A 24,297-nucleotide genomic window follows, 5' to 3' on the forward strand; every position below is an offset into this window, starting at 1 on the left:
CGGAACGCGGAGCGTCCCTGGCGGCGTTCCTTTGCTGCGCGTGGGAACGATCACATCGCGGACAGACCTGCAATCAGGTCGGCTATAAGGCCGCCTCGCTTTGGCTTTGGCTTTTGATTTTCTTGCCTCGAGAGGCTTCGTTCCGGTTCTGCGCAGTGGGTAAACCGGCATGGATGGCGGCGGGCCCTGTAGGAGCGGTGTTCCGTTCTTCCAAGTGTAAAAGCGGAACCCTAAGTGGCCGTTACCGCAGCAATGGATATGCACCCAATCCAAATATCCACCTGCAACCCCCCAAACCTAAAGTGAGCTGCATTACAGTAATCCACGCACTTTGTGATAGACATCACGCTGAGAACGAGAAGCTTTCATCACGATTAATACTCGCCGGTCGTCGCTCATCCGGGAAAAAATTTGCGCTCATCCAGATGCCGATTAGTATTGCGTTAGGCTTTGTAAATAATTGAAAAGGCTGAGCCGGATATCCTTGGGGCCACGACTCCATGGAAACGGTTTTGAGGGCAGTAGAACGGCACGTGTTTTACTGGCGCAGGTGATAAATCCGCTATTTGACTTGTCCTTACTTGGCTAAATGGATGGGTGTCTACTTATGTCTGCGACCCTTTCAAACCAGGCACTCACCCAACGTCTAGCGGACTTTCCCACGCTGGTGGAAGCGCTCGATTATGCCGCTTCAGGCCAGGGCGGGATGAACTTCTACGACAGACATTGCCGCTTGAATGCAGCGCTCGAATACTCAACGCTCAGAAGTAATGCTGTCTCGATTGCCCAGCGCCTACTTGGGCTCAAGTTGAACAAAGGCGATCGGGTTGCGCTCATCGCCGATACGCACCCAAGCTTTATCGAGTCGTTTTTCGCCTGCCAGTACGCCGGCTTGATCGCCGTTCCTCTGCTGGTTCCTGCCAGCCTGGGAAGCCATCGTTCCTATGTGGACAAGTTGAAGGGGCTGTTCGCCAATTGCACGCCGGCGGCCGTCTTGGGGTTGGAGGAATGGCTGCCCTATATCCGCGAAGCACTGGGGGACACCCGGCAGGTGTTCGTCGGGTCGCTTGAGACATTGGGCCAATTGCCCGCGTCGCAGACGCTACCCACGGTCTCGCCGGAGGACATCGCCTACCTGCAATACACGTCCGGCAGTACCCGCTTCCCGCGTGGCGTGATCATTACCCAGCGTGCGGTGATGGCCAACATCAAAGGCATCGTCGTGGACGGTGTTGGCATTCGCGCAGGGGATCGGTGCGCCTCATGGTTGCCCTTTTATCATGACATGGGGCTGGTGGGTTTTGTCCTGGCGCCCATGGCGGCGCAACTGACTGTCGACTACTTGCACACCCGGGATTTCGCCACGCGGCCCGGGCAATGGCTCAAGCTTATCAGCCAGAATCGGGTCACTGTCTCGGTGGCGCCACCCTTTGGCTATGACCTTTGTACCCGGCGAGTCCGGGACCTGGAAAAAACGCCGCTGGATCTCTCCTGCTGGCGGGTCGCGGGGATCGGGGCAGAACCGATTCGGGCATCGGTGTTAAGCCGTTTCGCCGATTGTTTTCTCGACACCGGATTCGATCCGGCGGCCTTCACGCCTTGCTACGGTCTGGCGGAAAGCACGCTGGCTGTCAGCTTCGCCCGTCGCGGGGTGGGGGTGCAGGTGGACCATGTCGCGCGCTCGGTATTGGAGCATCAGCTCAGGGCGCAGGCGAGCGCCACCGATGATCCGGCAAGCTGCGCTTTCACCAACTGTGGCGCCCCTTTGCCCGGCCATCGCGTGGAAATCCGCAACGCTGCGGGGCAGCAGGTTGCGGAGCGTGAGGTCGGGCAGATATTCGTCCAGGGACCCAGCGTAATGTCGGGTTATTTCAATGACCCACAGAGCACCCGGGCAGTCCTGGAAGATGGCTGGCTGAACACCGGTGACCTGGGCTACCTGTCCCAGGGTGAACTGCATATCACCGGTCGGAGCAAGGATTTGCTGATTGTGCGCGGTCGCAACATCTGGCCGCAGGATATTGAATACCTGGTGGAATCCGAACCTGAACTGAGGCCCGGCGATGCGATTGTATTCGTCGTTCCCGTCGATGATGAGCCCCAGGTCGTGGTCCAGATTCAATGCCGCATCCGTGAGCCAGAAGGTCGTGAACGCCTGGTCCGAACCCTGGTGGCGAAGATCACCAGTGAGTTCGGTCTCACTGCTGACGTGCACCTTGTGCCGCCTCACTCGTTGCCCCGAACCTCCTCGGGCAAGCCTTCCCGTGCCGAAGCCCTTGAACGATTTTTGGCCCAGGCGAACACCGACCTTCCTTATCCAGCACTGGAGGAGATGTGAGTGCTCGCATTGTTTCGCTCACTGGCGCGACTGGCTTCATAGGCAGTGTCCTACGCAAACGGCTCATCACCCGTGGCGTGGAGGTCCGTGCCCTGGCTCGCTCCAGGAGCGCAATGACAGCGGATGGAACAAAGTGGATCAGCGGAACACTGGAAGATGAACAGGCCCTGGCCGAGCTCACCAGGGGGGCGGATGCGGTCATTCATTGCGCAGGGAAGGTCAGGGGCAGGAATGCCCGAGATTTCGACGAGGTCAACGTGCAGGGCAGCAAGCGCTTGATGGAGGCGGCGCGGATGAGTGGCAGTTGCGAGCGTTTTCTGCTGATCTCGTCCCTTGCCGCTCGATATCCGACATTGTCCTGGTACGCCGCTTCCAAATTCGAAGGGGAGTGCCAGGTCAGGGAGGCGGCCGGGACGATACCCGTGTGCATTTTCAGGCCAACCGCCGTGTATGGGCCAGGCGACCGCGAGTTGCGCCCGGTGTTCGAGTGGCTCCTGCGGGGCTGGCTGGTCACGCCGGGTAAAGGCGATTCACTGCTTAGCTTTCTGCATGTCGACGATCTGGTCAGTGCCGTCATGCAGTGGTTGGATGCGCCTGTCATGCAATCGCAGACCTTTGAATTATGTGATGGCCAGGCACAGGGGTACGACTGGGCAAGCCTGGCCAGCATCGCCACCGATATCCGCAATGCGCCGGTACGGCAAGCGGTAGTGCCTGCCAAAGTGTTGAAGGGGATCGCACGAGCGAACCTGGTGCTGTCGCGCTTCACCCGCCAGGCGCCCATGCTGACCCCCGGTAAAGTCAATGAACTGATGCACCCTGACTGGACTTGCAGCAATGCCCGCATCAGCGCGGCATTGGGTTGGGCGCCACGGATTCTTTTGCGCCAGGCGCTGCACGATCACTTGTTCTGAACGGGTGACCGCTACTGAACTCAAGGAGAGCCACGTTGATCTCAAAAGAAGCGATACTCGAAAAGGTGATAGAGCTCATCAAGGAACTTGCACCTGATGAAGCGCTGATAAAACCGGATACCGACCTGATCCAGGACCTGGGGATTGAGTCTATAAGAGTGATGGACATGCTGATGGTACTGGAGGACGAGTACGACATCTCGATCGAGCTCAATGTTCTGGTGAAGGTGCGCACCCCCGAGCAGTTGGCCGAGGCCATTCTTACCCTGACGGAGCGTAAATATGGGACTGTTTGACAAGTTCGGCAAGCTGGCAGCCGAGCGCGCCAGTCTCTGCGACTCGCAGATCCATCCCTTTGGAATTCGCATCGATGAGATGTATTCCCCAACCGAGGGCATGATCCAGGGTAAGCGGGTCATTCTTGCCGGCACCAACAACTATCTTGGGCTCACCTTCGACCCCGCCAGCATCAAGGCGGCGCAGCGCTCGCTGGAGCTTGAAGGTACCGGCACCACTGGCTCTCGCATGGCCAACGGCAGTTACGCCGGGCATAGCGCGCTGGAAGAGGAACTGGTCGATTTCCTGGGGCGGCGTTCCGTCATTGTGTTCTCCACAGGCTATGTCGCCAACCTGGCTGTCATCGGGACGTTGGCAGGGGCGCGCGAGGTAGTGTTGCTTGACGCCGACTGCCACGCGAGCATCTACGACGCTTGCAAGCTGGGAGGTGCGGAAGTCATCCGGTTTCGCCATAACGATGCCGCTGACCTGGAGCGGCGCATGGTTCGGCTCGGTGAGCGTGCCCGAGAAGCGATCATCCTGGTGGAGGGAATCTACAGCATGTTGGGTGACCAGGCGCCACTGCGGGAAATAGTCGACGTCAAGCGCCGCCTCGGAGGTTACCTGCTGGTCGACGAGGCTCATTCCTTTGGCGTCCTGGGAACTCACGGCCGGGGCTTGGCCGAGGAGTTGGGCGTAGACTCGGAGGTGGACATCCTGTTAGGCACGTTCAGCAAGAGTTTGGGCGCGGTAGGCGGATTTGCCGCCTGCCACGACGCGCAAATGGACCTGCTGCGCTACGCCAGCAGGCCTTATATTTTTACCGCTTCGCCATCTCCTTCTGCGATTGCCTCGGTAAGATCGGCGCTGATGGCCATAAAAAGACGCCCGCAACTGCGCAGTCAGCTATGGTCGAACGCACGGCGTCTTTATCAGGGCTTGGCCGATTCCGGTTACCAACTGGGACCACAAGTCAGCCCGGTGATTGCCGTCATGTTGAAATCGCCTCACGAAGGCCTTGCGGTCTGGCGGGCGCTGATGGAGAAGGGCGTGTATGTCAATCTGGTCCTTCCGCCGGCGACACCCGGCGCGGTCACCCTGGTGCGATGCAGCGTCAGTGCGGCGCATACAGCTGGACAAATAGACCATATCATCGAGGCCTTCGCTTCTTTGCGTGGCCCGATGGGGCCTGTCGCAGGAAACGCTTGATCAGTGTCCCAGGATGTTGGTGAGCTGATCTACACCCACGTCATAGCGAACCACAGTCATGCGGATTATTTTTGCCTTTGGCCGCTCCTATCCGGCCCGCACCGTGCTGATGCTCCTGAGTCTGCTGCTGGCAGGGGTGGTTGAAAGCGTCAGTTTGAGCACGATGCTGCCCTTGATATCGGCCATGCTTGAAGACCAGCCCCATTCGAAGCTGGCGGTCTACGTCTTCGGGGCGATGAACTCGATTGGCCTGCAGCCGACGATCGCGAACATGCTGGTGGTCATTGTCGTGGGCATGACGCTGAGCAACCTGCTGATACTGTTGGGCAACCGTCAAGTGGGCTATACCGTGGCGCATGTGGCAACCGACTTGCGTGTGAGCCTCATCAAGGCATTGCTGGGTAGCCGCTGGGAATATTACCTGCGCCAACCTTCCGGAGCACTGGCCAATGCCGTGGCAACCGAAGCCTTCCGGGCTTCAACGGCCTATGAGCATGCGGCCAATATGCTGGCGCTGGGTATCCAGGCGGCGGCCTATGCACTGATCGCGCTTTTTGTCTCGTGGCAGGCCGCGATCCTGTCACTGGTGATCGGCTTCGTCCTGCTGGCTGCCGTGCGAGGTCTGGTCAAGACATCGCGGCGTGTCGGGAAAAGCCAGACCCGCCTGATGCGCGAGTTGCTGGTGCACCTGACGGACACCCTTGGCTCGGTGAAACCGCTCAAAGCCATGGCACGCGATGACATCGCCGACTCCTTGCTGCGTCGTCACGCCGGCGAGCTCAATACTGCATTGGAGCGCGAAGTGATGAGCCGCGAAACGCTGCGGGCCTTGCAGGAGCCCATGCTGGCGATCCTTGCCGCGGCGGGCCTCTACGCGGGGCTGGTCATCGGCGGCATGCCGCTGTCTTCGGTGATGGTGTTGATCTTCGTGGTAGTGCGCATGCTGGGGTTGCTGCACAAGGCACAGCAGCGCTATCACCGGATGGCCGCGCAAGAGAGCGCCTATTGGGCCATCAACGAGTCGATCGACAACGCTATTGCCGATGCCGAGCCTGTCGGAGGGACTTGCACGCCTTCCTTGCAGCGGCATATCGCTTTTGAAAATATCAGTTTTGGCTACGGCGGGCGGCAGGTTCTTGACAACGTGTCGATGAATTTCCCGGTCGGTTCATTCACCACCATGATCGGTCCTTCCGGCTCCGGCAAGACCACTGTGCTCGACCTGATCTGTGCGCTCCTCGCGCCACAGTCCGGACGTATCAGGGTCGACGACTGTGACTTGCACGCCCTGGACAGGAAGGCCTGGCGCCGAATGATCGGCTACGTCACCCAGGAAACCCTACTGTTGCACGATAGCATCCTGGCGAACGTCACTTTGGGAGACAGGGCCTTGAACGCCGCCGACGCAGAGCGCGCGCTGCGTCAAGCCGGTGCATGGCAGTTTGTGCAGGAATGCCCTGGCGGACTGCAATCGATCGTCGGCGAGCGCGGTGCCAAACTCTCGGGTGGGCAAAGGCAGCGTATCGTCATCGCGCGTGCCCTGGCCCATCGCCCCAGGCTGCTGATCCTGGACGAAGCTACCAGCGCCCTCGATCCGGAGTCGGAGGCGGAAATATGCCAGGTGCTGAAGAACCTCACGCCTGGTATCACTGTCATCGCAGTGTCGCACAGGCCAGCCGTGATCCGCATTGCGGATCAGATTCTCGAGGTCCGAGACGGCAAGGTACTGGCCACGCACCATGCCGTCGGTCCTGATGGCACTCGGGCTGACGAGGCGAAAGCCTGAGAAAAGCGCAGGGGTACGGTCTGTAGGAGCGAGCATGCTCGCGAAAAACCAGAGAGCACCGCGGCGTGTCAGGCTCCTCGCGTCATCGTTGACCTCCATCGTCGGAACGCCGCCCGGAGCATGCTCGCTCCTACAGAGATATCCGTTCATTCGCGGGAGTTTGCGTTTACAGGCTGCCGACCAGATGGCCGCCGTCCACTGCCAGGACCGCGCCTGTCATGAAGGCGCCGGCCTCGCTCGCGAGCAGGAGAAACGGGCCTTCCAGTTCCTGCAGGCTTCCCAGTCGCCGCATCGGCACGGTGTCGCGTATATACGCCTGGCCCTTTTCGCTGTCGAAATACTCATCGTTCATTTCGGTCTTGAAGTAACCCGGCGCAATGGCATTCACGCGGATCTGGTAGCGCGCCAGTTCCAGCGCCAGGGATTTGCTCAGTTGCACCACGCCAGCCTTCGCCGCGCAGTAGTGGCTGTAGCCAGTGCCTACGCGCAGCCCGAGCATCGAGGCGATGTTGACGATGCTGCCAGGTCGCTGTGCCTTTGCGAGGCGTTGCGCCGCACACTGGGCAACGCGCCAGACGCCGTCGAGGTTGGTCGACAGCATCGCCCGCCAATCGGCCTCGCTGATCTCCAGCACGCGCTGGCCGTTGCCGATGCCGGCATTGTTGAGCACTACATCCACCACACCGAAAGCAGCTTGGGCGGCGTCAAACGCTGCTTCGACGCTGTCGCGATCGGTAACGTCCAAGGCCACGGCCATAGCCTCACCGCCAGTCTGGCGAATTTCCTCCGCCAGTTGCTGCAAGCGCTCCGCGCGCCGGGCGCCCAGCACTACGCGCGCACCCGCACCGCTGGCCACGCGCGCCAGATGTGCGCCAATGCCGCTGGAGGCACCGGTGACCAGTACCGTCTTGCCAATCAGGGAAAAACCGGGGTTGTCATTCATCGCATTGTTCCTGTCGGGGAGTGGATCGGCCGCCCATGGCGGCCGATCGGTACTCAGATTCGTTCGATGCGGGTCTTGCCGGCAGCCACCAGGCGTTCCAGCAACGGGGCAGGGTGGAACCACATCTCGCCGTATTCGCCGAGGGCCTTGCGGTAATGGCGGATACCGTCCAGCACCTTGTCCAGGCCGATCTGCTCGGCATAGTGCATCGGCCCGCCGAGCCACGCCGGGAAGCCGTAACCGTTGATCCACACCAGGTCGATATCGCCACTGCGCTCGGCAATGCCTTCGTCGAGCAGTTGAATGCCCTCGTTGATCAGCATGAACAGGCAGCGGTCATGAATCTCCTGCGTGGCGATCGGCCGGCGGCGGATGTCCAGTTCGCCGGCGATGCGTTCGGCCAGGGTGATGACCTCGAAGTCCTCCTTGCGCTCGCGACCCTCATAGATATACGCACCGCGCCGGGTCTTCTGGCCGAAGCGGCCGAGGGCGTTCAGTTCGTCAGCCAGGCGGCAATAGCTCGGATCATGGGCAATCGCTTCACGACGCGACTCGCGCACCAGGAAACTGACGTCGATCCCGGCCAGATCGTGCATCGCCATCACCCCCATGGCCAGGCCCAGATCAGTCAGCACCTGGTCGATCTGCGCTGGCGTAGCGCCCTCCAATACCAGGCGATGGGCTTCGCGGGAGTAGGGTTCGAGCATACGATTGCCGATGAAGCCGAAGCACACGCCGGACACTACCGGGATTTTCCCAATCGTCTTGCCCAGTTTCAGTGTGGTCGCCAGCACCTCGGGCGCGGTGAGTTTGCCGCGGACCACTTCGAGCAGGCGCATCACATTGGCCGGACTGAAAAAATGCAGGCCGATGACGTCTTGCGGGCGGCGGGTAACCGCGGCGATCTGGTCGACATCGAGGGTGGAGGTGTTGCTGGCCAGAATCGCGCCTGGCTTGCACACCTCATCCAGGGTGCGGAACACCTGCTGCTTGATCGGCAGGCTTTCGAACACCGCCTCGATCACCAGGTCGCACTCGGCAATGTCGGCATAGTCAAGGGTGCCGGTGAGCAAGGCCATGCGCTGGTCGAGCTGTTCCTGGGTCAGCTTGCCGCGTTGCCGGCTGATCTCATAGCTGCTGCGGATTTGTCCAAGCCCACGCTCCAGCGCCTCGGGTTTGAGCTCCAGCAGCGTGACGGGGATGCCCACGTTGGCGAAGTTCATGGCGATGCCACCGCCCATGGTCCCGGCGCCGATCACCGCGACCCGGGCGACCGGACGCAAGGCTGTGTTAGCGGTGACACCGGCCACTTTGCCGGCCTCGCGCTCGGCGAAAAACACATGGCGCAAGGCCTGGGATTGCGTCGAGGCTTCGGCTTCCTTGAACAGGGCGACTTCGCGCTGCAGCCCGGCCTGCAACGGCAGCACGCAGGCCGATTCGACGGCCGCCAGCACCAGTCGGGGCGCCAGGCGGTTTTTCCAGCGCGGTTCGTGGCTGGCCCGATAGTCTGTGAAATACCCATCGGGCAGGGCCGCGGCCGGGTTGGCGTGACGTTCTGCGGGGCGCGCCGGTGCGCCTTCGCGGATCAACTCCCGGGCGAAGTGACGTGCGCCATCGAGCAGGCATTCGCCATCCCCGGGCAAGCGGTCGATCAAGCCGAGCTCAAGGGCCCTGCCTGCGCTGACAGGCTGGCCGGAGATCATCATTTCCAGTGCCGGTTCGGCGCCGATCAGTCGCGGTAAACGCTGGGTCCCACCCGCACCGGGCAATAGGCCCAGGTTGATTTCCGGCAAGCCGAGACGGCTGTCGGCAGCGCTGATGCGATAACCGCAGGCCAGCGCCAGCTCCAGCCCGCCACCGAGGGCGAAGCGATCGATGCTGGCAATCAGAGGTTTGTCGATTTGGGTCAGACGCAACAGCAAGTCGGGCAGCGAAGGGGCGGCGAAAGACCCGGGAAGGCCGAATTCGCTGATATCGGCACCGGCGCAGAACAAGCCGTTTGCACCGTGCACGATGATCGCCGAGACGGCAGGATCGCTGGCGGCGCGCTCACAGGCGTCGAGAATGGCCGCACGCAGGGGTTGCCCCAGTGCGTTGACCGGCTTTGATGCCAGGCCGATCAGGGCGAGATTGTCTTCGACGTGGTAGGTGACCAGGTTGCTCATGTTGATTTCCCGAAATTTATTGTTATCACAGGGGAGGGGCTTTAGAACCAGCGGTCCTGCATGTAGTAGGCGACATGGTTGGCTTCAGTGAGCAGCCGCCCCTGGGACTCCAGCGACGCCAGTTCCCAGGTCATGTAGTAATGCGCAGCCTGCAACTTGCCTTGATAGAAATCGGCGTCGCTGTCGCCGGCGCCCGAACCCAGGGCGCGGCTGGCCAGCAGGGCCTGGCGCAACCAGATCCAGCCGACCACCACGCGTCCAAACAGGTCCAGATAGGGCGTGGCATTGGCCATGCCAAGGTTGGCATCGGCCGTCACCTGCGCTTGCAGGCTGGCGGTGACTTGCTCGAGTACGCGCAAGGCATCGGCCAGCAGTGCCGCGAGCGGCGCACAATGTGGGTCGCTGTTGGCGGTGAGCAGGGTGGCAAGCACTTCGGCGGTGAACAGTCGATAGCCGTCACCTCCGCGCGGCCCCAGTTTCCGACCCAGCAGGTCGATGGCCTGGATGCCTTCGGTGCCTTCATGAATCGGGTTCAGGCGATTGTCGCGGTAGTACTGTTCCAGCGGGTATTCGCGGGTATAACCGGCGCCGCCAAGCACCTGGACGCCAATCTCGGACGCGAGCAGGCCGTAGCGCGAAGGGTAGGTCTTGACCACCGGCGTCAGCAGGTCGAGCAATTCGCCGGCATTGTTGCGCGCCAGCGCAGTGGTCGCGGTGTGGGCATCTTCCACCAGGCTGCTGGCATACAAGCACAGCGCCAGGCTGCCCTCGGCGTAGACCTTCTGTTGCAGCAGCATCCGGCGCACATCGGCGTGCTCGACGATGCGCACCTGGGGTGCCGCCGGGTTCTTGTTCCCGGGCAAGCGGCCCTGTGGCCGCTGGCGGGCGTAGTCCAGGGCGTGAATGTAGCTCTGGTAGGCGAGGCTGGCGGCCCCGAGGCCGACACCGATGCGGGCCTCGTTCATCATCTGGAACATGTAGCTCAGGCCCTGATGTTCCTCACCGACCAGGTAGCCCACGGCGCCGTCGTGCTCACCGAAGCTGAGCACCGTGGACGTGGTGTTGCGATAGCCCATCTTGTGCAGCAGGCCGGCCAGGGCCACGTCGTTGCGCGCACCGACGCTGCCATCGGCATTGACCAGGAACTTGGGCACCAGGAACAGCGAAATGCCCTTGGTCCCGGCGGGCGCGCCTTCGATACGGGCCAACACCATGTGCACGATGTTCTCGGTCAGTTCGTGGTCGCCACCGGAGATGAACATCTTCTGGCCGAAGATTCGGTAAGTGCCGTTTTCAGCCGGGCGTGCCAGGGTGCGCAGATCGCCCAGCGCCGAGCCCTGGCCGGGTTCGGTGAGGGCCATCGTGCCGCTGAAGCGACCGTCGAGCATGGGCGCCAGGAAGCGTTCAAGCAACGGTGGACTGGCGAAGGCTCTGAGCAGATTGGTCGCGCCGATGCTCAGGAAGGAATAGGCGACCGTGGAAATATTCGCTGCGTTGAAGTAGGCCATGCAAGCTCGCAGGATCACTTCCGGCAATTGCAGGCCGCCATCGGCAAAGTCGTGGTGAGCGGCCAGGAACCCGGCCTGGGCAAAGGCGTCCCAGGCGACTTTGGTTTCGGCGATCATGTGAACCCGCTCGCCATCGAAGCTCGGTTCGCTGGCGTCGCCCTTTTGATTGTGCGGGGCGAACAGCTCAGCGGCGATCTGGCGGGCGGTGGCGAGAGAAGCGTCGAACACGCCGCGGTCGTGCTCGGCATAGCGCGGGCGTTGCAACAACGCTTCGGTATCGAGCAGCTCGTAAAGCTGGAAGCGCAGTTCGCGTTCGTTGAGCAGCAGGTCAGTCATGGCATCTCTCGTCAAACAGTGTCGAGTGTGGGCCATGGAAGCAATTCTCGGCCCGTTACAGGCGTCCACAATAGTGTGATGTGCCGGGCTTTTATCCCCCTCCTTTGGGGGAGGCCCGGACGTGGTCAGGTGATGGAAACAGTGTCCTCGCCCGCAACAGGCGCGAAGAGAGAACCTTGACGGTTCCACGCACGGGGCTTGCGTCGAAGCACCCACCGCCGATGCTATGATCTGAGCGTCTATGCCTGGCCAAGAGATCGTCCATGGATCGCCTGTCTACCTTGTTTTCGCAGTTCGGCGTACGCGCAAATCTGTTTTACAACGGCAGGTTATGCGGCCTGGCGTCCTACGATGGTGCGCAAGGGCGTGGTTATATTCATCTGCTGCAGGCGGGCAGCGTCACGTTGCTGGGCGCTGATCGCAAGGACATGCTGCTGATCCGGCCCAGCCTGATTTTCATGCCACGCCCCAGCCGGCATCAGTTGTTTGCCAATGAGTCCGAGGGCGCTCAACTGTTGTGTGCCTCCATGGAGTTCGAGGGCGGAATCGATAATCCGTTGGCGGCTTCGCTACCCGATCGCCTGGTGTTGTCCCTGGATGAACTGCCCATGCTGGCCGATACGCTGAAATGGATGTTCGGCGAGGCAGCGAGCGCGCATTGTGGCAGGGAGGCAGCTCTGGAGCGTTTATTTGAACTGCTGATCATCCTGTTGTTTCGGCATTTGCTTGATCACCAACAATTGCGCACCGGAATGATGGCCGGCCTGGCCGATCCGCGGTTGGCGCGCTCCCTCGTGCAAATTCACAACGCACCTGAGCGTGCCTGGTCAATTGCGCAACTGGCGAGCGAGTCGAATATGTCGCGCGCGGCCTACGCGGTGCATTTTCGCGACGTCATCGGGCAGACACCTGCCGAATATCTGTTGAGTTGGCGTATCAGCCTGGCGCAGAAACGCCTGCGTGAAGGGCGGTCGATTACGCTGATCGCCGCTGAGGTCGGCTATGAAAGCCCTTCGGCACTGGCACGTGCGTTTCGACGCAAGACGGGCTGCAGCCCGCGTGACTGGGTGAAAGACGTGGCGGGAGAAGATGATGGGGCAATGGCCTGAAAGCATCGAACTGCTTCAGGCCATCGCGCAGGGTCGATCATCGGTTCAACGGCTTTGCAGTTCGGTCAGGGAGTGGCCGGCGATAAATATCGAGGCGGCAAGCAAGCCGATGTCCTTGAGCAGAAACTGCCCCGGCGCCACCGAAATGCCTGGAAAACCGAGGCCGGGTTCAATCACGCCGGGGGTTGAGAGCATGAAGCTCAAGGTGGTGAAGAACAGACCGGCAGACAGGGCTGCGCCGATCAATGAAAGCTTGGGTGACAGCAAGCGACCTACAATCAGGACCCCGATCGAGACCTCCAGGATACCGAGCAGGCTGGAGAACGTATCGACACTGAAAATGTCGTAGACCCAACCCAGCAGAGGGCTATTGCTCACCAACGGAACCAGCCCGACGGCTTCGTAGTGGGTGAACTTCATCCCGCCAAACCAGAAGTAAATGACGGTGAGTGCAAAGTAGGCACCGTAGGTGCCAAGCGCCATGGTTTTGATCCCGAGCGTGGAAGGGTTCTGCACGTTGTGGGTGCTGCTGTTGTCGATGCTTAAGGTTTTCATGATCAAGGCTTCCAGGAGTGGTGAGGAACACTAATCAACAACCCGCCGCGGTGTGCGTTGGGAGTGCGGACAGTGTTGCCTTTGATCCCCTTCTCGTGGCGTCAGAACGTATTGCGTTCAGTGCAGATCGTCTTGACTTGGCAACGAGAAAAACCACAAGACCAGAGCAGCAGTACTGATCGAGGCGCCCAACAGGCTAACGGCCATCCAGCCCCAAAGCGCATAAACCTGGGTCGCTGCGGCGGCTCCCAGCGCGCTGCCGACCGAGTAGAAGCACATGTAGGCGCCGACCATGCGACTGTGCGCGTCGGGTCGTGCGGCGAAGATGATGCTCTGGTTGCTGACGTGTACTGCCTGCACCGCAAAGTCGAGCAGCACGACGCCGCAGACCAGCGCGACCAGGGACGTCTGGGCGAAAGCGATGGGCAACCAGGACATCGTCAGGAGCCCTAGCGAAATGCCGGTCACTCGTTGCCCCAGGCCTTTATCGGCCCAGCGACCGGCTCTTCTGGCGGCCAGGGCACCGGCGACGCCCGCCAGGCCAAACAGGCCGATAGCCGTGTGTGACAGCGATAGCGGCGGGGCGCTCAAGGGCAGCACCATGGACGTCCACAACACGGAAAAAGCGGCAAAGATCAGCATCGCCAACAGGCCCCTGGTGCGTAACGTGGGCTCGGTAATGAACAGGGTGAACAGCGAACGGATGAGCGTGAGGTAGCTGTCTTGATGCCTTGGCACCGCCGTTACGGGCACGCTTTTCCACAGCACCGCCGCGAGCGTGAGCATCAGTCCTGAAGACAAAAAGTACACGGCGCGCCAACCCGCGATGTCCGCAATCACGCCAGAGGTAAACCGCGCCAGAAGAATACCCAGGACAATCCCGCTGGTTACCGTCCCGACGGCTTGCCCACGTTGCGAGGGCGTTGCCAGCGCGGCGGCGTATGCCACAAGTACCTGTACGACCACGGCCAGCAGGCCCATCACGATCATGGCACTCAACAGGGGCAGCCATTGCTGTGCAGCACCGACCGCCGCCAGCGCCACCACCGACAGCAGCACTTGCGCCAGAATCAGCCGCTTGCGATTGACCAGATCCCCCAGCGGGACGATGAACAGCAGCCCCAGCGCGTAACCCACCTGGGTGGCCGTCACCACAATCCCGATCATTGATGAGTCCACGCCCAGACTCTGGGCCATGGAATCGAGTAACGGTTGCGCGAAGTAAACGTTGCCGACTGCAAGTGCGCAGGTGATGGAAAACAATAACGTCAGCGATGGTGAAAGCCCTGGAGAGTGTTTGAACCCGGTGCATTCGCCGATTTGCCCAGGCCGCCTGACCAGGCATTGGGCCGCTGAATCGGTATCTGCTGTCATGTGCGCCTCCGTGGCGTTAAACTGGTTGCAAATTAAAACCTGAATCTATTGTTGGCATGACAGGTTTCAAATTGCAACCGCATTCCCGGGAGTAAAAAATGCTCGACGACGCTACGCCACAAGGCAACGAATGCCCGGTCGCAAGAACACTGGATTCCATTGGCGATCGCTGGTCGCTCATGATCATCCGCGATGCCTTTGACGACATTCGCCGGTTCAGCGAATTTCAGAAGAGCCTGGGCGTGGCCAAGAATATTCTGGCTTCGCGACTGAAGACCCTGGTCGAGATCGGGATATTCGACATCCGACCGGCGTCGGATGGCAGCGCCTACAAGGAGTACGTGCTGACAGAGAAAGGACGGGAGATCTTTCCGTTGGTGGTCTGCATGAGGCAGTGGGGCGAACGATTCCTGTTCGAGCCGCAGGAGACCCGTTCTGTGCTGTTGGACAACGCGTCCGGCCAGCCGTTGATGTCGATTGAGGTGCGCTCAGCGAGCGGGCAGACGCTGGGGCCCGCTGATTGCCACAGGGTGAGACTGGTTGATGGCGAGTCGTGAATCGACTGTTGTCATTCCAGAAGTGGTGAGGGCCAGGCAAACTTTCCATCATCGCCCAGGCTGCCATTGTGAGTACCCTGGCAGGCCCTCTCCATTCAGCCACGCTACGTCCTGCTCCGTCCAGATGTGATACTCCGGCCTGGAACCAGGATCCTCGTCCAACGTCGCCACGCGCACGATCATCGCGCTTGAGCCGTTACGCTCTGCCGCAAGGTGCGATCCGCAGTGCGAGCAGAAGTGTCGGATCTTCCCGGGAGATGATTCGAAAGGCCTCAACGCGTCCAGGCCTCGTGTCCACCTGAAATGCTCTTTCAACACGCCAGCTGTGGAGACATAAGCAGCGGCATGGGTCTTGCGGCAGGTATTACAGTGACAATGGCTGATGGGCATATCAATGCTGTCGATCTCATAGCCTACAGCCCCACAAGCGCAGCTTCCTTTCATTTCATCCTCCGGTTTGGGCACTGTGTGAAGATCACGGCTTTTTACAGTCTGACGGCGTTTGCCAAGCGACAAGCTCGACGTAGCTCGACTCCCCACCTCCAGTCGCACCCGACAACCAACCCCATACGAATGACAGGGTGGTCCGCCCCTCGTGATCAACGCCTACCGTGCCACGAGACCAGCCGGACAGAATCTCACCCTCCGTAGTCAGGCAATGAAAAAGCAGCTCGATGGTATCGGCGCCCGTCACGCGGCCGACTTGATGGCCGATGCGGATCTTGCCGCCCTGGTAGGTACTTGAAATGGCATCTCCCTCGACCTGGTAGTGAAACACCGTGCCTGCACCGGACAGTCCGTGGGTATTGCCTGCTACCGTGAATCGGCGATTGTTCAAGCGTTCGGTGACTTGAGAAAAGGGGCTTTCCATGAATGTTGCTTCCTTGTAGTGGAGAGGGTCTATCTTAGCGTTGGAGTATTGAGCGCCAAGCGTCAAAACCTTCCCGTCAGCGGATACTCCACAGCCAGGCGTACCTGATCCGTGTCCAGTTCTGCCTGTGCGGTATTGCCCCGATGCACATTGTATTGTAACGACAGGGTGGTGCCTTTTGCCGCGCCACCTTGCACCACATGGCGCACCTGCAGGTCACGTTCCCAATGTTTGCCACCTTCGCCATAACCCAGGTAGGCGTAGCCGCCTTGCGGGTCGACATGGCTTCCATCGATCCGGCTTCCGCGCACATAGACGGCGCTCATGGTCAGGCCCGGTAACCCCCAGGGGCTGGCATCGAGATCGTAGCGGGCTTGCCAGGACCGTTCATGGGGAGCGTTGAAGTCCGACAGCTGGACGGCGTTGCTGATGAAGATAGCGCCACGGGTGACGTAGTCAAACGGTGTGTTGGCGTCCACCTTCTGGTAGCCGAGGCTGAAGCCATGGGGGCCTTGGGTGTACGTGGACATCAGGCTCCAGGTCGTGCTGTCGATCCTGCCGGACAGCGACTTGCCCTCATCCGTGGTGCGGTACAGGTTCAGGTTGATCGACAACGCGCGGGTTTCATCCAGCGGCTGGATGAAGGTGCCACCCAGGTAATGCTGGTTCCAGGTGTCCTCATAGCGCGATGTATAGGCGCTGACGGTCAGCTTCTTTGCCGGTGTGAAGACCACGCCCGCGAGATCGAAGGCATCGCCTTTCCCGGCGTTGGAGTAGTTGACCACAAAGCCCTGGTCATGGCTGCTGGCGTTGCGATCGGTACTTTCGCTGAAATGTCCTGCTACCAGCGTCAGCGCCTCCAACTCGCTGCTGGTGAGAAACACCCCGGTGGCGGTCTCCGGGAGCAGGCGGCTATCGGACGAACTGAACACCGGCGTTTTCACGCGCTGCTCGCCATAGCTCAGCACGGTCGATGACCGGCGCAGTTTGAGTGCCGCACCGCCGCGGCTGAACGCATCCTTGGGATGTCCCTGGTTGTCGAGACCGAGCAATCGCGCTTTTCCTGCGCGGCCACCGCCGCTGTCGAGTTGTGCCCCGAGGTAGGCATGGGCATCCATGCCCACCCCGATCAAGCCCTGGGTGAAGCCCGATTGCACCGTCGCCATCAGCCCGTAGGCCCATTCTTCGGCGTAGCCATTACGCTCGTCACGCGGTTTGTAGGCATTACGCGCAGCGCCATTGCGGGCGCCATTGAGGTACTCGCGATGGTCGTAAACCGTGCGATTGAGCACGCTCCAGGCGCTGTCCTGGATAAATCCATTGGCTTGCGATTGAGCTGAATCGGCGAGTGTAAGAGGGCTTGCCAAGGCGAAGAGAATGGCCGATCGGGTATGCATTCCGGGGTGTCCACAAACGAATCAGGATGAGCGCAAGCGCAGGATGTGCGCGCCGTCGAAGGGGTCAATGAGGTAGTGCGCGTGCACCCCGAAAGTCTCCAGCAGGCGTCGCGGGGTCAACACCTCGAGCGGCTTGCCAAGGGCCACCATGCGCCCTTTTTCCAGCACCGCCAGACGATCGCAAGTGAGTGCCTGGTTGAGGTCGTGCAGGGCAATCACGGTGGTCACGGGCAATGCGTGAACAACGTGCAGAATCGCCAGCTGGTGCTGGATATCCAGGTGGTTGGTCGGTTCGTCCAGCAACAGGATCTGCGGGCGCTGGGCCAGGGCGCGAGCGATATGCACGCGCTGACGCTCGCCGCCAGAGAGGCTACGCCACGTGCGCCTGCAAAGATGCGTCGCATCGACGTCGCGCAAGGCTTGATGGACGATGTCTTCGTCCGCCTTCGACCATGGAGTCAAGGCCGACAACCACGGCGTTCGGCCCAGGGCCACGGCATCGAACACACTGATCGCATCCAGGGTGTCGGCCTGCTGCTCAACCACCGCCAGGGTTTGGGCGATGGTTCGCCGGGACAGGGCCTTGAGGTCTTGGCCGTTGAGATGGACCGCTCCCCGGCTGGGCGCACGCACGCCGGCCAGCAGTTTGAGCAGGGTGGATTTTCCAGAGCCGTTGGGCCCGACAAGGCCCAGGGTTTCGCCACGACGAATGTCCAGGTGAATCTGGTGCAATAGTTCAACTTCGCGGATATGCAATTCGAGGCTGGAACAACTCAGCACGGTTTCGTCGGTAACCGGCGCAAGCGCATTCATCGGGCATTCCTCCGACCGACCAGGATCAGCGCGAACACCGGCGCGCCGACCAATGCGGTAATCACGCCGACCGGAATCACCTGGCCCTTGATCAAGGTCCGCGACAGCACATCGGCGGCCACCAGAAACACCGCACCGCCCAGCGCACTCGCCGGCAACAGGCGGGTATGCCGAGTGCCCAGCAACAGCCTGGCGGCGTGGGGAATGACCAGTCCAACGAAACCGATAGAGCCGACAATCGACACCATCACCGCCGTCACCAGGGCGGCGCAACTGATCAACAGAAATTGCACGGGACGTACCGCGATGCCGAGTGAGGCCGCGGAGTCCGCGCCGAAGGTGAAGGCATCCAGTGCCCGCCGGTGCCACAGGCAAACCGCGAGGCCGGCCACCGCAACCGGTACAGCCAGCCACACGGAGGGCCAGCGCACGCCACTGAGATTGCCCAGTAGCCAGAACATGATGCCGCGAGCCTGTTCGGAACTGGCCGACTTGGTGATCAGGAACGCGGTGAGCGCATTGAACAGTTGCGAACCGGCAATGCCCGCCAGGATGATCTGGCCTGTATTGCCGGGCGAACCGCTGGCACGGCCCAGCAACACCACGACGGAGAAGGCGGCGACGGCGCCGGCAAACGCCCCGGCCGACATCGAAATCGCTCCGGCACCCAGGCCCAGCAACGCCACCAGCACCGCGCCCGTCGAGGCCCCCGCGGAAATGCCAAGCAGGTAGGGATCGGCCAACGGGTTGCGCAGCAGCGATTGCAGGATCACCCCGCAGGTCGCCAGGCCCGCCCCGCAAGCCGCCGCCACCAACGCGCGGGTCAGGCGGTAGTTCCAGACGATGCCCTCATCGATAGGATCGAGGGCATACCCGGCCATCCACAGTTTGTTGGCCAACACCTGGAACACCACGCCGGGTTCGATGCGGGTTTCACCGATGGCCACGCCGGCGATCACGGCCACGAGCAGCATCACCAGTGCTAGCAGCGTGCGAATCAGCGCCGCAGTCATTTTGGCAGGTCGTAGCGGTTGATGGCCGTTGCCAGCGATTCGAGGCCGTCGAACATTCTCAGGCTGGCCTGCATGGCCATGGCGTCGAGGATAATGATGCGGTTGTTTTTCACCGCGTCCATGTTGCGGGTCACAGGATCGCTGCGCAGGAATTGCAGTTTCCTTTGATAGTCATCAGCCGGGAAACGCCGGCGATCCATGCGGGCGATGACCAGGAATGTCGGGTTGGCCTTGGCGATGGTTTCCCAGCCAACGGTTGGCCACTCTTCGTCGGACTGCACCACATTGCGCACGCCCAAGGTGCCCAGCATGAAGTCGGGGATGCCCTTGTGCCCGGCGACATAGGGATCGATGTCCAGGCTGGCACTGGAAAACCAGACCAGCGCGCTGGTGTGCGTGAGGTCTTTGCCTTGCACCGCGGCAATGGACTTGGCCAGGCTGGCCTGCAGTTGCGCGTTCAGTTGCTGCCCGCGCGCCTGGACATCGAAAATCTCGGCCAGATGGGCAATGCTTTTGTAGAGACTGTCAACGCGAAACGGCTGCAGGCGGGTGCCGTCGGCCCCCACCAGGTTGTCCTTGGATTCGCAGTCCGAGGGCATGAGATAGGTTGGAATCTGCAGCTCGTGAAACTGCTCGCGGGTAGCGACTGCGCCTTGCGGGCCGACCATCCACTCAAGTTCGACAGCGACCAGTTCCGGGCGCTTGCCGATGACCGACTCGAAACTCGGCTCGTTATCGGCCAGGCGTTCGATCCTGTCGTTTTGCCCCTTGTATTTGCCCAGCACATCATTGAACCACAGCGAAGTGCCGACCAGTTTGTCACCGAGTCCCAGGGCGAAGAGCATTTCGGTGCCGGCCTGGCCGATAGTTACCGCACGTGCAGGGGCGTGCGTGAACGTCAGTGTGCTGCCGCAGTTCTCGATCGTCAGCGGGTAATGAGTCGGGGAGGCACAGGCGAGGGCAGAAAGTCCCAGGCCGGTGACAAGGGCGAAAAAGCGCGGCAACAGCATGATGCAATCTCCATTTGAACCGTACACGCAGCCAGGGTGCAAGGTCAGGAAAACACATCATCGAGCGCTGCCGAAAACAGCAGTGCAAGGCCCATCACCTGAGTGACGCGCGCACAGATGTCCTTCCCGGACACCCCGCCGGTTAGTGATTTGTTGCTTGGCCGGCAGGTCTCCTGACTGATGCGTCATGGCGTGCTCCAGCCTTCCCGGGAATCGATCCCAGTGGCAGTTCAGGAGCAGGCTCGGCACCTACAGTTGCGGGGGCAGTTCCGTTTGATGCATTGGCAGCATCACGGATTCCCTATTAATCCCGTTTGGGAACCGGCGGCGGCATGGTAGTCGATCATGCCGCCCGAGGCGAACCCATCGCGTGATCAGAAGTATTTGAGCCAGGCGATATCGCGACGACGCGCCTTCAATGCAGCGAACCAGCGCACCGGTGGATACAGCGTTGCCGCCAGAAGCACGGCGGTCAACCATACGGCGCCTATGCCGTCGAAGCCGAAGTAGTCGCCCTGGTTCAGACCGAACAACGCCACGCTCAGCAGATACAGGATTTTCAGCACATATAGATGGAGCAAGTAGAAGAACATCGGTGCCGCGCCAAACACCGCCAGGGCGCCGATCCACTGGTGTTGTCGGGTCCGCTCGAAGCCGGACAGCAGCAGTAGCCCGACGCCTAGTGTCAAACACAGGAACAGCAGGGAAGGCGGGTACTTGGTGATGTTGAAGAAACTCATGAGGGTGTGCGTGGTGCTTTCATGGACCACCCACTGCACCTCGCCGTAACCATTGACCAGGCGCAGGGCGATGAAGCCGATCAATGCGCTCGCCCCGGCCAACAACAGATAACGCTGACGCACGGCGACCGGCGTTGAGCGCGCGAACCAGGGGCCGATGCAGTAACCCAGGGCGATGACCCCGATCCACGGCAGCACGGGGTAGGAGGTGCGCAGGCGCAAGTGCTCGGAGAACTCGATCCAGCCGCGATCATGCAAAATCGCCCAGGGCAGGTGCAGCGCCGATCCGGGCGGGAAGTGCAGGGGATCGAGCAGGTTGTGCAAACCGATTATGGCCAGGCCCAGGACACACAACACTGGCCGAGGTAGCCAGGCCAACACAGAGAGGGCAATCATGCTGACACCTATCGCCCAGATCACCTGCAGGTAGATCACAGCAGGCGGGAACTGAAAGGTCCAGGCGAAATTCACCAGGGTGAACTCCAGCACAACCAGGAACAGGCCACGCTTGAACAGGAACATCGACGGCGTGCCCTGGTGCTTTTCACCGTACAGGAATGCCGACAGTCCAGTAAGCAGAACGAATACCGGCGCGCACAAATGTGCGAGGGTGCGGCTGAAAAACAACGTTGGCTCCGTGCTGTCGACAAGCATCGGGTCGGTGACCTGGCGGTGCAGGAAGAATGTCTCGCGCACATGATCCAGCAGCATGAAAATAATCACCAGGCCCCTGAGGGCGTCGATGGACGTCAGGCGTTGGCTCAGGCAGGTGATGGGCGGGATTTGAACAAGGTTTGTCATCGAAAGTCGCAGGCAGGGGGTGGGTCACGCTGTCGGTTAGTAATCGATAGCGTCAGGGTTGTTATAACATAACATAAAAACTGACGTATGGGAGAAATGCTATTCGACTTTGCAGGCGCCGGCTTGCCGGTGATGGCGTCCCTAAAGCCCTCCACCGAAGCGATACTGCCAGACGATGCCAACGGCATCGTATTCGCTACCGGTACGGGTATGCGCACCTTCACTCGCAAACAGCTTTAGCGAGTGATTTCGGTTCAACGGCAGCGAGAGGGTACCCCCATAGCGTGTATTTTCCTGAAAATCGTGGTTACCAACCCCATCGACTTTGGTACTCCCGCCAGCGAAGTACGTCCCATCCAGTGAGGCCCAGACACCGTTACTAAAGGCATAGATAAGATGCACCTGTGCCTGGTAAGTGGGGTTCTGGGAAAAAGTACGGTCACCCAGGTACTGGTTATTGTCGGTGTAAAAAGTTGTCGCAGCGGATAATTCCAGGGTCACGGGACCCAGGCGCTTGGAAACCCCAAGTTCGGGTTTGAATGACCAGCGGTTGTTGCCGAGATTTACCAGTCTGCTGGAGTCGTATTGGCCAAGTGGCGCCGTAATTGCCAGGCTGGCGCCGATAATCACATCTTGTTGATAGCTGGGGAACTCAGCCAGGGACATCGCCGGGGCGCCATACAAATTGACCGAGAAGCGCAATCTTGGATCTATCAACCCAGTGACATTTCGCTCCCTGGGTTCACCGTCAAACAGGGCCGAGCCCGTCAATCTGGCTTCAGGCACGACGATATCGAACTTCCCGGAGCGGCCCCAGACGTTCAGGGACCTGGCGAAGGCAAACACGATCGTCTTGATGTTGAGCTTGGCATTCTGCAGCGGGACGGAGGGATTGGCGGTCACGTTGCCATGGAGATCGCTGTAGCCCAGTAGCAGGAAATTGATACCGACCGGCGTATTGGCGTAGGCCCTGGGTTCAAGATCCTCTGCGACGGCAGTGGTGGCTACCATGATGAGCGATGCGGATGCGACCCGAGCCAGCCTGGCGATGCAGAGTTTGTGTTTCATCCACATTCGCTCGCTTCCTGTCAGGACTTCAGGGGTCTATGTATTGTTGTAGTGCATCTGCATTAGCTTTGAAAGGTTCGGGGCTTGGTGCGAGCAGCACATCCAGTTCGTCTTTGGTAGTGACGAGCACTTAGGGGTCGATATCTGACACATCTTGATGGTTCCTGACGCCGACAATCGGGTGAATTCCTGACACCTCTTAAGCGGCACGGAGATCGAAGATGGCTATCAGTGTTTTGACTTGTTCAAGATTGGAGTCGGCCCCTGCCGATTGGCGGTCAGCGCCATCGAGTGCTGAGTGACCTTGATCGACGGGAGAGCATGACATGCTGCAACTGACTGAATCCGAGCGGCTACAACCGCCGATGCTGCGCATTGGCTTCTGGTTGATGGAAGCCTTCGATATGTACTCCCTGGCTAATGCACTGGAGCCACTGCGCCTGGCCAACCAATTGGCAGGGCACGATGTTTGCCAGTGGCAAATGCTGAGCCTGGACGGACAGCAACTGTGCGCCAGCAACGGCATCGTAACCGCCACCGCGCGACTGGGTCAGGGACAAGCGTTCGATGTGTTGATCCTCTGTGGTGGCGATAACCTGCGTCTTGATCCAGACCTGCGCCAGCAGCTGAGCTACTGGGCGGCGCAACCGATCAGCTTCGGGGCCCTGGGCGAGGCAGGCTGGTTGCTGGCGCAGATTGGCGCCCTGGAGGGTGTCCGTTGCAGCTTGCCAGCGCCCGCCGCGTCACTGGAGTTTGCCGCTTTCAGCAAGTTGACACCGGTGGCTGCGCCGTTCTGTGTCGACCGCCAACGTCTGACTTGTGTCGGGCCGCAGGCGGTTCAAGGGCTGATGCACGAGCTTCTCGCAAGGTTCCACGGTCGTGGCTTGATACTACGGATGGAAAAACATGCAGCACGCCAGGCCCGGCCGCTACTGCCCGTGCAGGACGTCCCGAAAAAACTTCAGGCAACGCTGGCGTTGATGAACGAGCATTTGAGTCCAACGCTGAGCATCGACGAACTCGCCGAGACCATGGGTATTTCCCGGCGGCATCTGGAGCGGCTATTCAAGCGCAGTCTGGGTTGCTCGCCGTCCAGGCACTACCTGGACTTGCGGCTGCAACAGGCGCGTCAGATGTTGCGGGCCGGTGAGCTGTCGCTGTCGGATGTCGCTACGGAGTGCGGTTTCGTCTCGCTGCAGCATTTCTTGCGCTGCTATCGCCAGTACTTCGGCGCGCACCCTCGTGAGCATAGGGTGGCGCAATCGCAGCGTCAGCGGTCTTCAATGCTGAATGCAGCGGCTCCATCGAGAGCGGGTCGAATCGTCGCACCGTCACTCCCACACTGACCGCATTACCCATTGGCCAATGCCCCCGTCAAGCGGACTTTACCGCTTGCCGGGGGCATTTCTGTTTCTGGCACAGCGTCCTGAGGAGGCTGTTTCGCAAACAGCGGATATGGCCAACTACAGGTCGGATTCGCGCAAAAAACCTCGCTTTGCATCTGTTCGAATGAT

At 60.7% G+C, this 24,297-nt stretch carries 21 protein-coding genes and 1 riboswitch; of the genes, 8 read left to right on the top strand and 13 right to left on the bottom strand.

Annotation, left to right across the window (positions count from 1 at the left end; genetic code table 11):
* The first annotated feature begins 607 nt into the window (after nucleotides 1-607).
* The 5 genes from QLG10_RS12150 (at nucleotide 608) to QLG10_RS12170 (ending at nucleotide 6,523) form a co-directional block, all read left to right on the top strand.
* Nucleotides 608-2,338, top strand: coding sequence for a fatty acyl-AMP ligase (locus QLG10_RS12150; protein WP_188264003.1), 1,731 nt, complete (start codon nucleotides 608-610; stop codon nucleotides 2,336-2,338).
* Nucleotides 2,335-3,252 (top strand): NAD(P)-dependent oxidoreductase, encoded by a 918-nt coding sequence (locus QLG10_RS12155; RefSeq protein WP_282487402.1) that lies wholly within the window; start codon nucleotides 2,335-2,337, stop codon nucleotides 3,250-3,252. The genes QLG10_RS12150 and QLG10_RS12155 overlap by 4 nt, the downstream gene beginning before the upstream one ends.
* Nucleotides 3,253-3,287: 35 nt before the next feature.
* Complete coding sequence (locus tag QLG10_RS12160) at nucleotides 3,288-3,548, top strand: phosphopantetheine-binding protein (protein WP_110751355.1); 261 nt, start codon at nucleotides 3,288-3,290, stop codon at nucleotides 3,546-3,548.
* On the top strand, nucleotides 3,535-4,737 hold the full coding sequence (locus tag QLG10_RS12165) for an aminotransferase class I/II-fold pyridoxal phosphate-dependent enzyme (RefSeq protein WP_110751357.1): 1,203 nt from the start codon (nucleotides 3,535-3,537) through the stop codon (nucleotides 4,735-4,737). The genes QLG10_RS12160 and QLG10_RS12165 overlap by 14 nt, the downstream gene beginning before the upstream one ends.
* 109 nt (nucleotides 4,738-4,846) lie before the next feature.
* Nucleotides 4,847-6,523: an ABC transporter ATP-binding protein gene (locus QLG10_RS12170; protein ID WP_282487427.1), complete on the top strand. Its 1,677-nt coding sequence runs from the start codon at nucleotides 4,847-4,849 to the stop codon at nucleotides 6,521-6,523.
* A gap of 166 nt (nucleotides 6,524-6,689) precedes the next feature.
* On the opposite strand, the gene QLG10_RS12175 is transcribed toward QLG10_RS12170, so the two are convergent.
* From QLG10_RS12175 to QLG10_RS12185, 3 genes are read right to left on the bottom strand one after another with little or no spacing between them, the layout of a single operon-like run.
* Nucleotides 6,690-7,466: an SDR family NAD(P)-dependent oxidoreductase gene (locus QLG10_RS12175; protein WP_110751361.1), complete on the bottom strand. Its 777-nt coding sequence runs from the start codon at nucleotides 7,464-7,466 to the stop codon at nucleotides 6,690-6,692.
* A gap of 53 nt (nucleotides 7,467-7,519) precedes the next feature.
* Complete coding sequence (locus tag QLG10_RS12180; RefSeq protein ID WP_282487403.1) at nucleotides 7,520-9,631, bottom strand: 3-hydroxyacyl-CoA dehydrogenase NAD-binding domain-containing protein; 2,112 nt, start codon at nucleotides 9,629-9,631, stop codon at nucleotides 7,520-7,522.
* A 41-nt stretch (nucleotides 9,632-9,672) separates the two neighbouring features.
* Nucleotides 9,673-11,475: an acyl-CoA dehydrogenase gene (locus QLG10_RS12185; protein WP_282487404.1), complete on the bottom strand. Its 1,803-nt coding sequence runs from the start codon at nucleotides 11,473-11,475 to the stop codon at nucleotides 9,673-9,675.
* A gap of 263 nt (nucleotides 11,476-11,738) precedes the next feature.
* Between QLG10_RS12185 and QLG10_RS12190 the strand changes: the two genes are divergently transcribed.
* Nucleotides 11,739-12,584 (top strand): AraC family transcriptional regulator, encoded by an 846-nt coding sequence (locus tag QLG10_RS12190; protein WP_282487405.1) that lies wholly within the window; start codon nucleotides 11,739-11,741, stop codon nucleotides 12,582-12,584.
* A 45-nt stretch (nucleotides 12,585-12,629) separates the two neighbouring features.
* On the opposite strand, the gene QLG10_RS12195 is transcribed toward QLG10_RS12190, so the two are convergent.
* Together QLG10_RS12195 and QLG10_RS12200 are read right to left on the bottom strand one after the other, a co-directional pair.
* Nucleotides 12,630-13,139 carry a DUF417 family protein gene (locus QLG10_RS12195; RefSeq protein WP_282487406.1) on the bottom strand — a complete coding sequence of 170 codons (510 nt, stop codon included), beginning with the start codon at nucleotides 13,137-13,139 and terminating at the stop codon, nucleotides 12,630-12,632.
* A gap of 117 nt (nucleotides 13,140-13,256) precedes the next feature.
* Nucleotides 13,257-14,513: an MFS transporter gene (locus QLG10_RS12200; protein WP_282487407.1), complete on the bottom strand. Its 1,257-nt coding sequence runs from the start codon at nucleotides 14,511-14,513 to the stop codon at nucleotides 13,257-13,259.
* A 98-nt stretch (nucleotides 14,514-14,611) separates the two neighbouring features.
* On the opposite strand from QLG10_RS12200, the gene QLG10_RS12205 reads away from it, so the two are divergent.
* Nucleotides 14,612-15,070 carry a helix-turn-helix domain-containing protein gene (locus QLG10_RS12205; RefSeq protein ID WP_282487408.1) on the top strand — a complete coding sequence of 153 codons (459 nt, stop codon included), beginning with the start codon at nucleotides 14,612-14,614 and terminating at the stop codon, nucleotides 15,068-15,070.
* A gap of 48 nt (nucleotides 15,071-15,118) precedes the next feature.
* Here QLG10_RS12205 and QLG10_RS12210 read toward each other — a convergent pair whose 3' ends face one another.
* The 8 genes from QLG10_RS12210 to QLG10_RS12245 form a co-directional block, all read right to left on the bottom strand.
* On the bottom strand, nucleotides 15,119-15,514 hold the full coding sequence (locus QLG10_RS12210) for a GFA family protein (RefSeq protein ID WP_188263999.1): 396 nt from the start codon (nucleotides 15,512-15,514) through the stop codon (nucleotides 15,119-15,121).
* Between the two features lie 31 nt (nucleotides 15,515-15,545).
* The gene (locus QLG10_RS12215; protein WP_188263998.1) at nucleotides 15,546-15,941 is read right to left on the bottom strand and encodes a hypothetical protein; all 396 of its coding nucleotides are present in this window, start codon (nucleotides 15,939-15,941) and stop codon (nucleotides 15,546-15,548) included.
* A gap of 62 nt (nucleotides 15,942-16,003) precedes the next feature.
* Nucleotides 16,004-17,338 carry an OprD family porin gene (locus QLG10_RS12220; protein WP_282487409.1) on the bottom strand — a complete coding sequence of 445 codons (1,335 nt, stop codon included), beginning with the start codon at nucleotides 17,336-17,338 and terminating at the stop codon, nucleotides 16,004-16,006.
* Between the two features lie 21 nt (nucleotides 17,339-17,359).
* Nucleotides 17,360-18,151 carry an ABC transporter ATP-binding protein gene (locus tag QLG10_RS12225; protein WP_282487410.1) on the bottom strand — a complete coding sequence of 264 codons (792 nt, stop codon included), beginning with the start codon at nucleotides 18,149-18,151 and terminating at the stop codon, nucleotides 17,360-17,362.
* Nucleotides 18,148-19,152, bottom strand: a complete 1,005-nt coding sequence (locus QLG10_RS12230) for an iron ABC transporter permease (RefSeq protein WP_177411642.1) — start codon at nucleotides 19,150-19,152, stop codon at nucleotides 18,148-18,150. The genes QLG10_RS12225 and QLG10_RS12230 overlap by 4 nt, the downstream gene beginning before the upstream one ends.
* Nucleotides 19,153-19,160: 8 nt before the next feature.
* Nucleotides 19,161-20,174, bottom strand: a complete 1,014-nt coding sequence (locus tag QLG10_RS12235; protein ID WP_282487411.1) for an ABC transporter substrate-binding protein — start codon at nucleotides 20,172-20,174, stop codon at nucleotides 19,161-19,163.
* 145 nt (nucleotides 20,175-20,319) lie between these two features.
* A riboswitch (cobalamin riboswitch) is annotated at nucleotides 20,320-20,515 on the bottom strand.
* 33 nt (nucleotides 20,516-20,548) lie between these two features.
* The gene (locus QLG10_RS12240) at nucleotides 20,549-21,715 is read right to left on the bottom strand and encodes a DUF1624 domain-containing protein (protein WP_282487412.1); all 1,167 of its coding nucleotides are present in this window, start codon (nucleotides 21,713-21,715) and stop codon (nucleotides 20,549-20,551) included.
* Nucleotides 21,716-21,856: 141 nt separating this feature from the next.
* Entirely contained in the window at nucleotides 21,857-22,783 is a 927-nt protein-coding gene (locus QLG10_RS12245) for a transporter (protein WP_282487413.1), read from the bottom strand.
* A gap of 326 nt (nucleotides 22,784-23,109) precedes the next feature.
* On the opposite strand from QLG10_RS12245, the gene QLG10_RS12250 reads away from it, so the two are divergent.
* Entirely contained in the window at nucleotides 23,110-24,129 is a 1,020-nt protein-coding gene (locus QLG10_RS12250) for a helix-turn-helix domain-containing protein (protein ID WP_188263995.1), read from the top strand.
* Nucleotides 24,130-24,297 lie beyond the last annotated feature (168 nt).

Source organism: Pseudomonas sp. V98_8, from assembly GCF_029967975.1.
GTDB lineage: Bacteria > Pseudomonadota > Gammaproteobacteria > Pseudomonadales > Pseudomonadaceae > Aquipseudomonas > Aquipseudomonas umsongensis.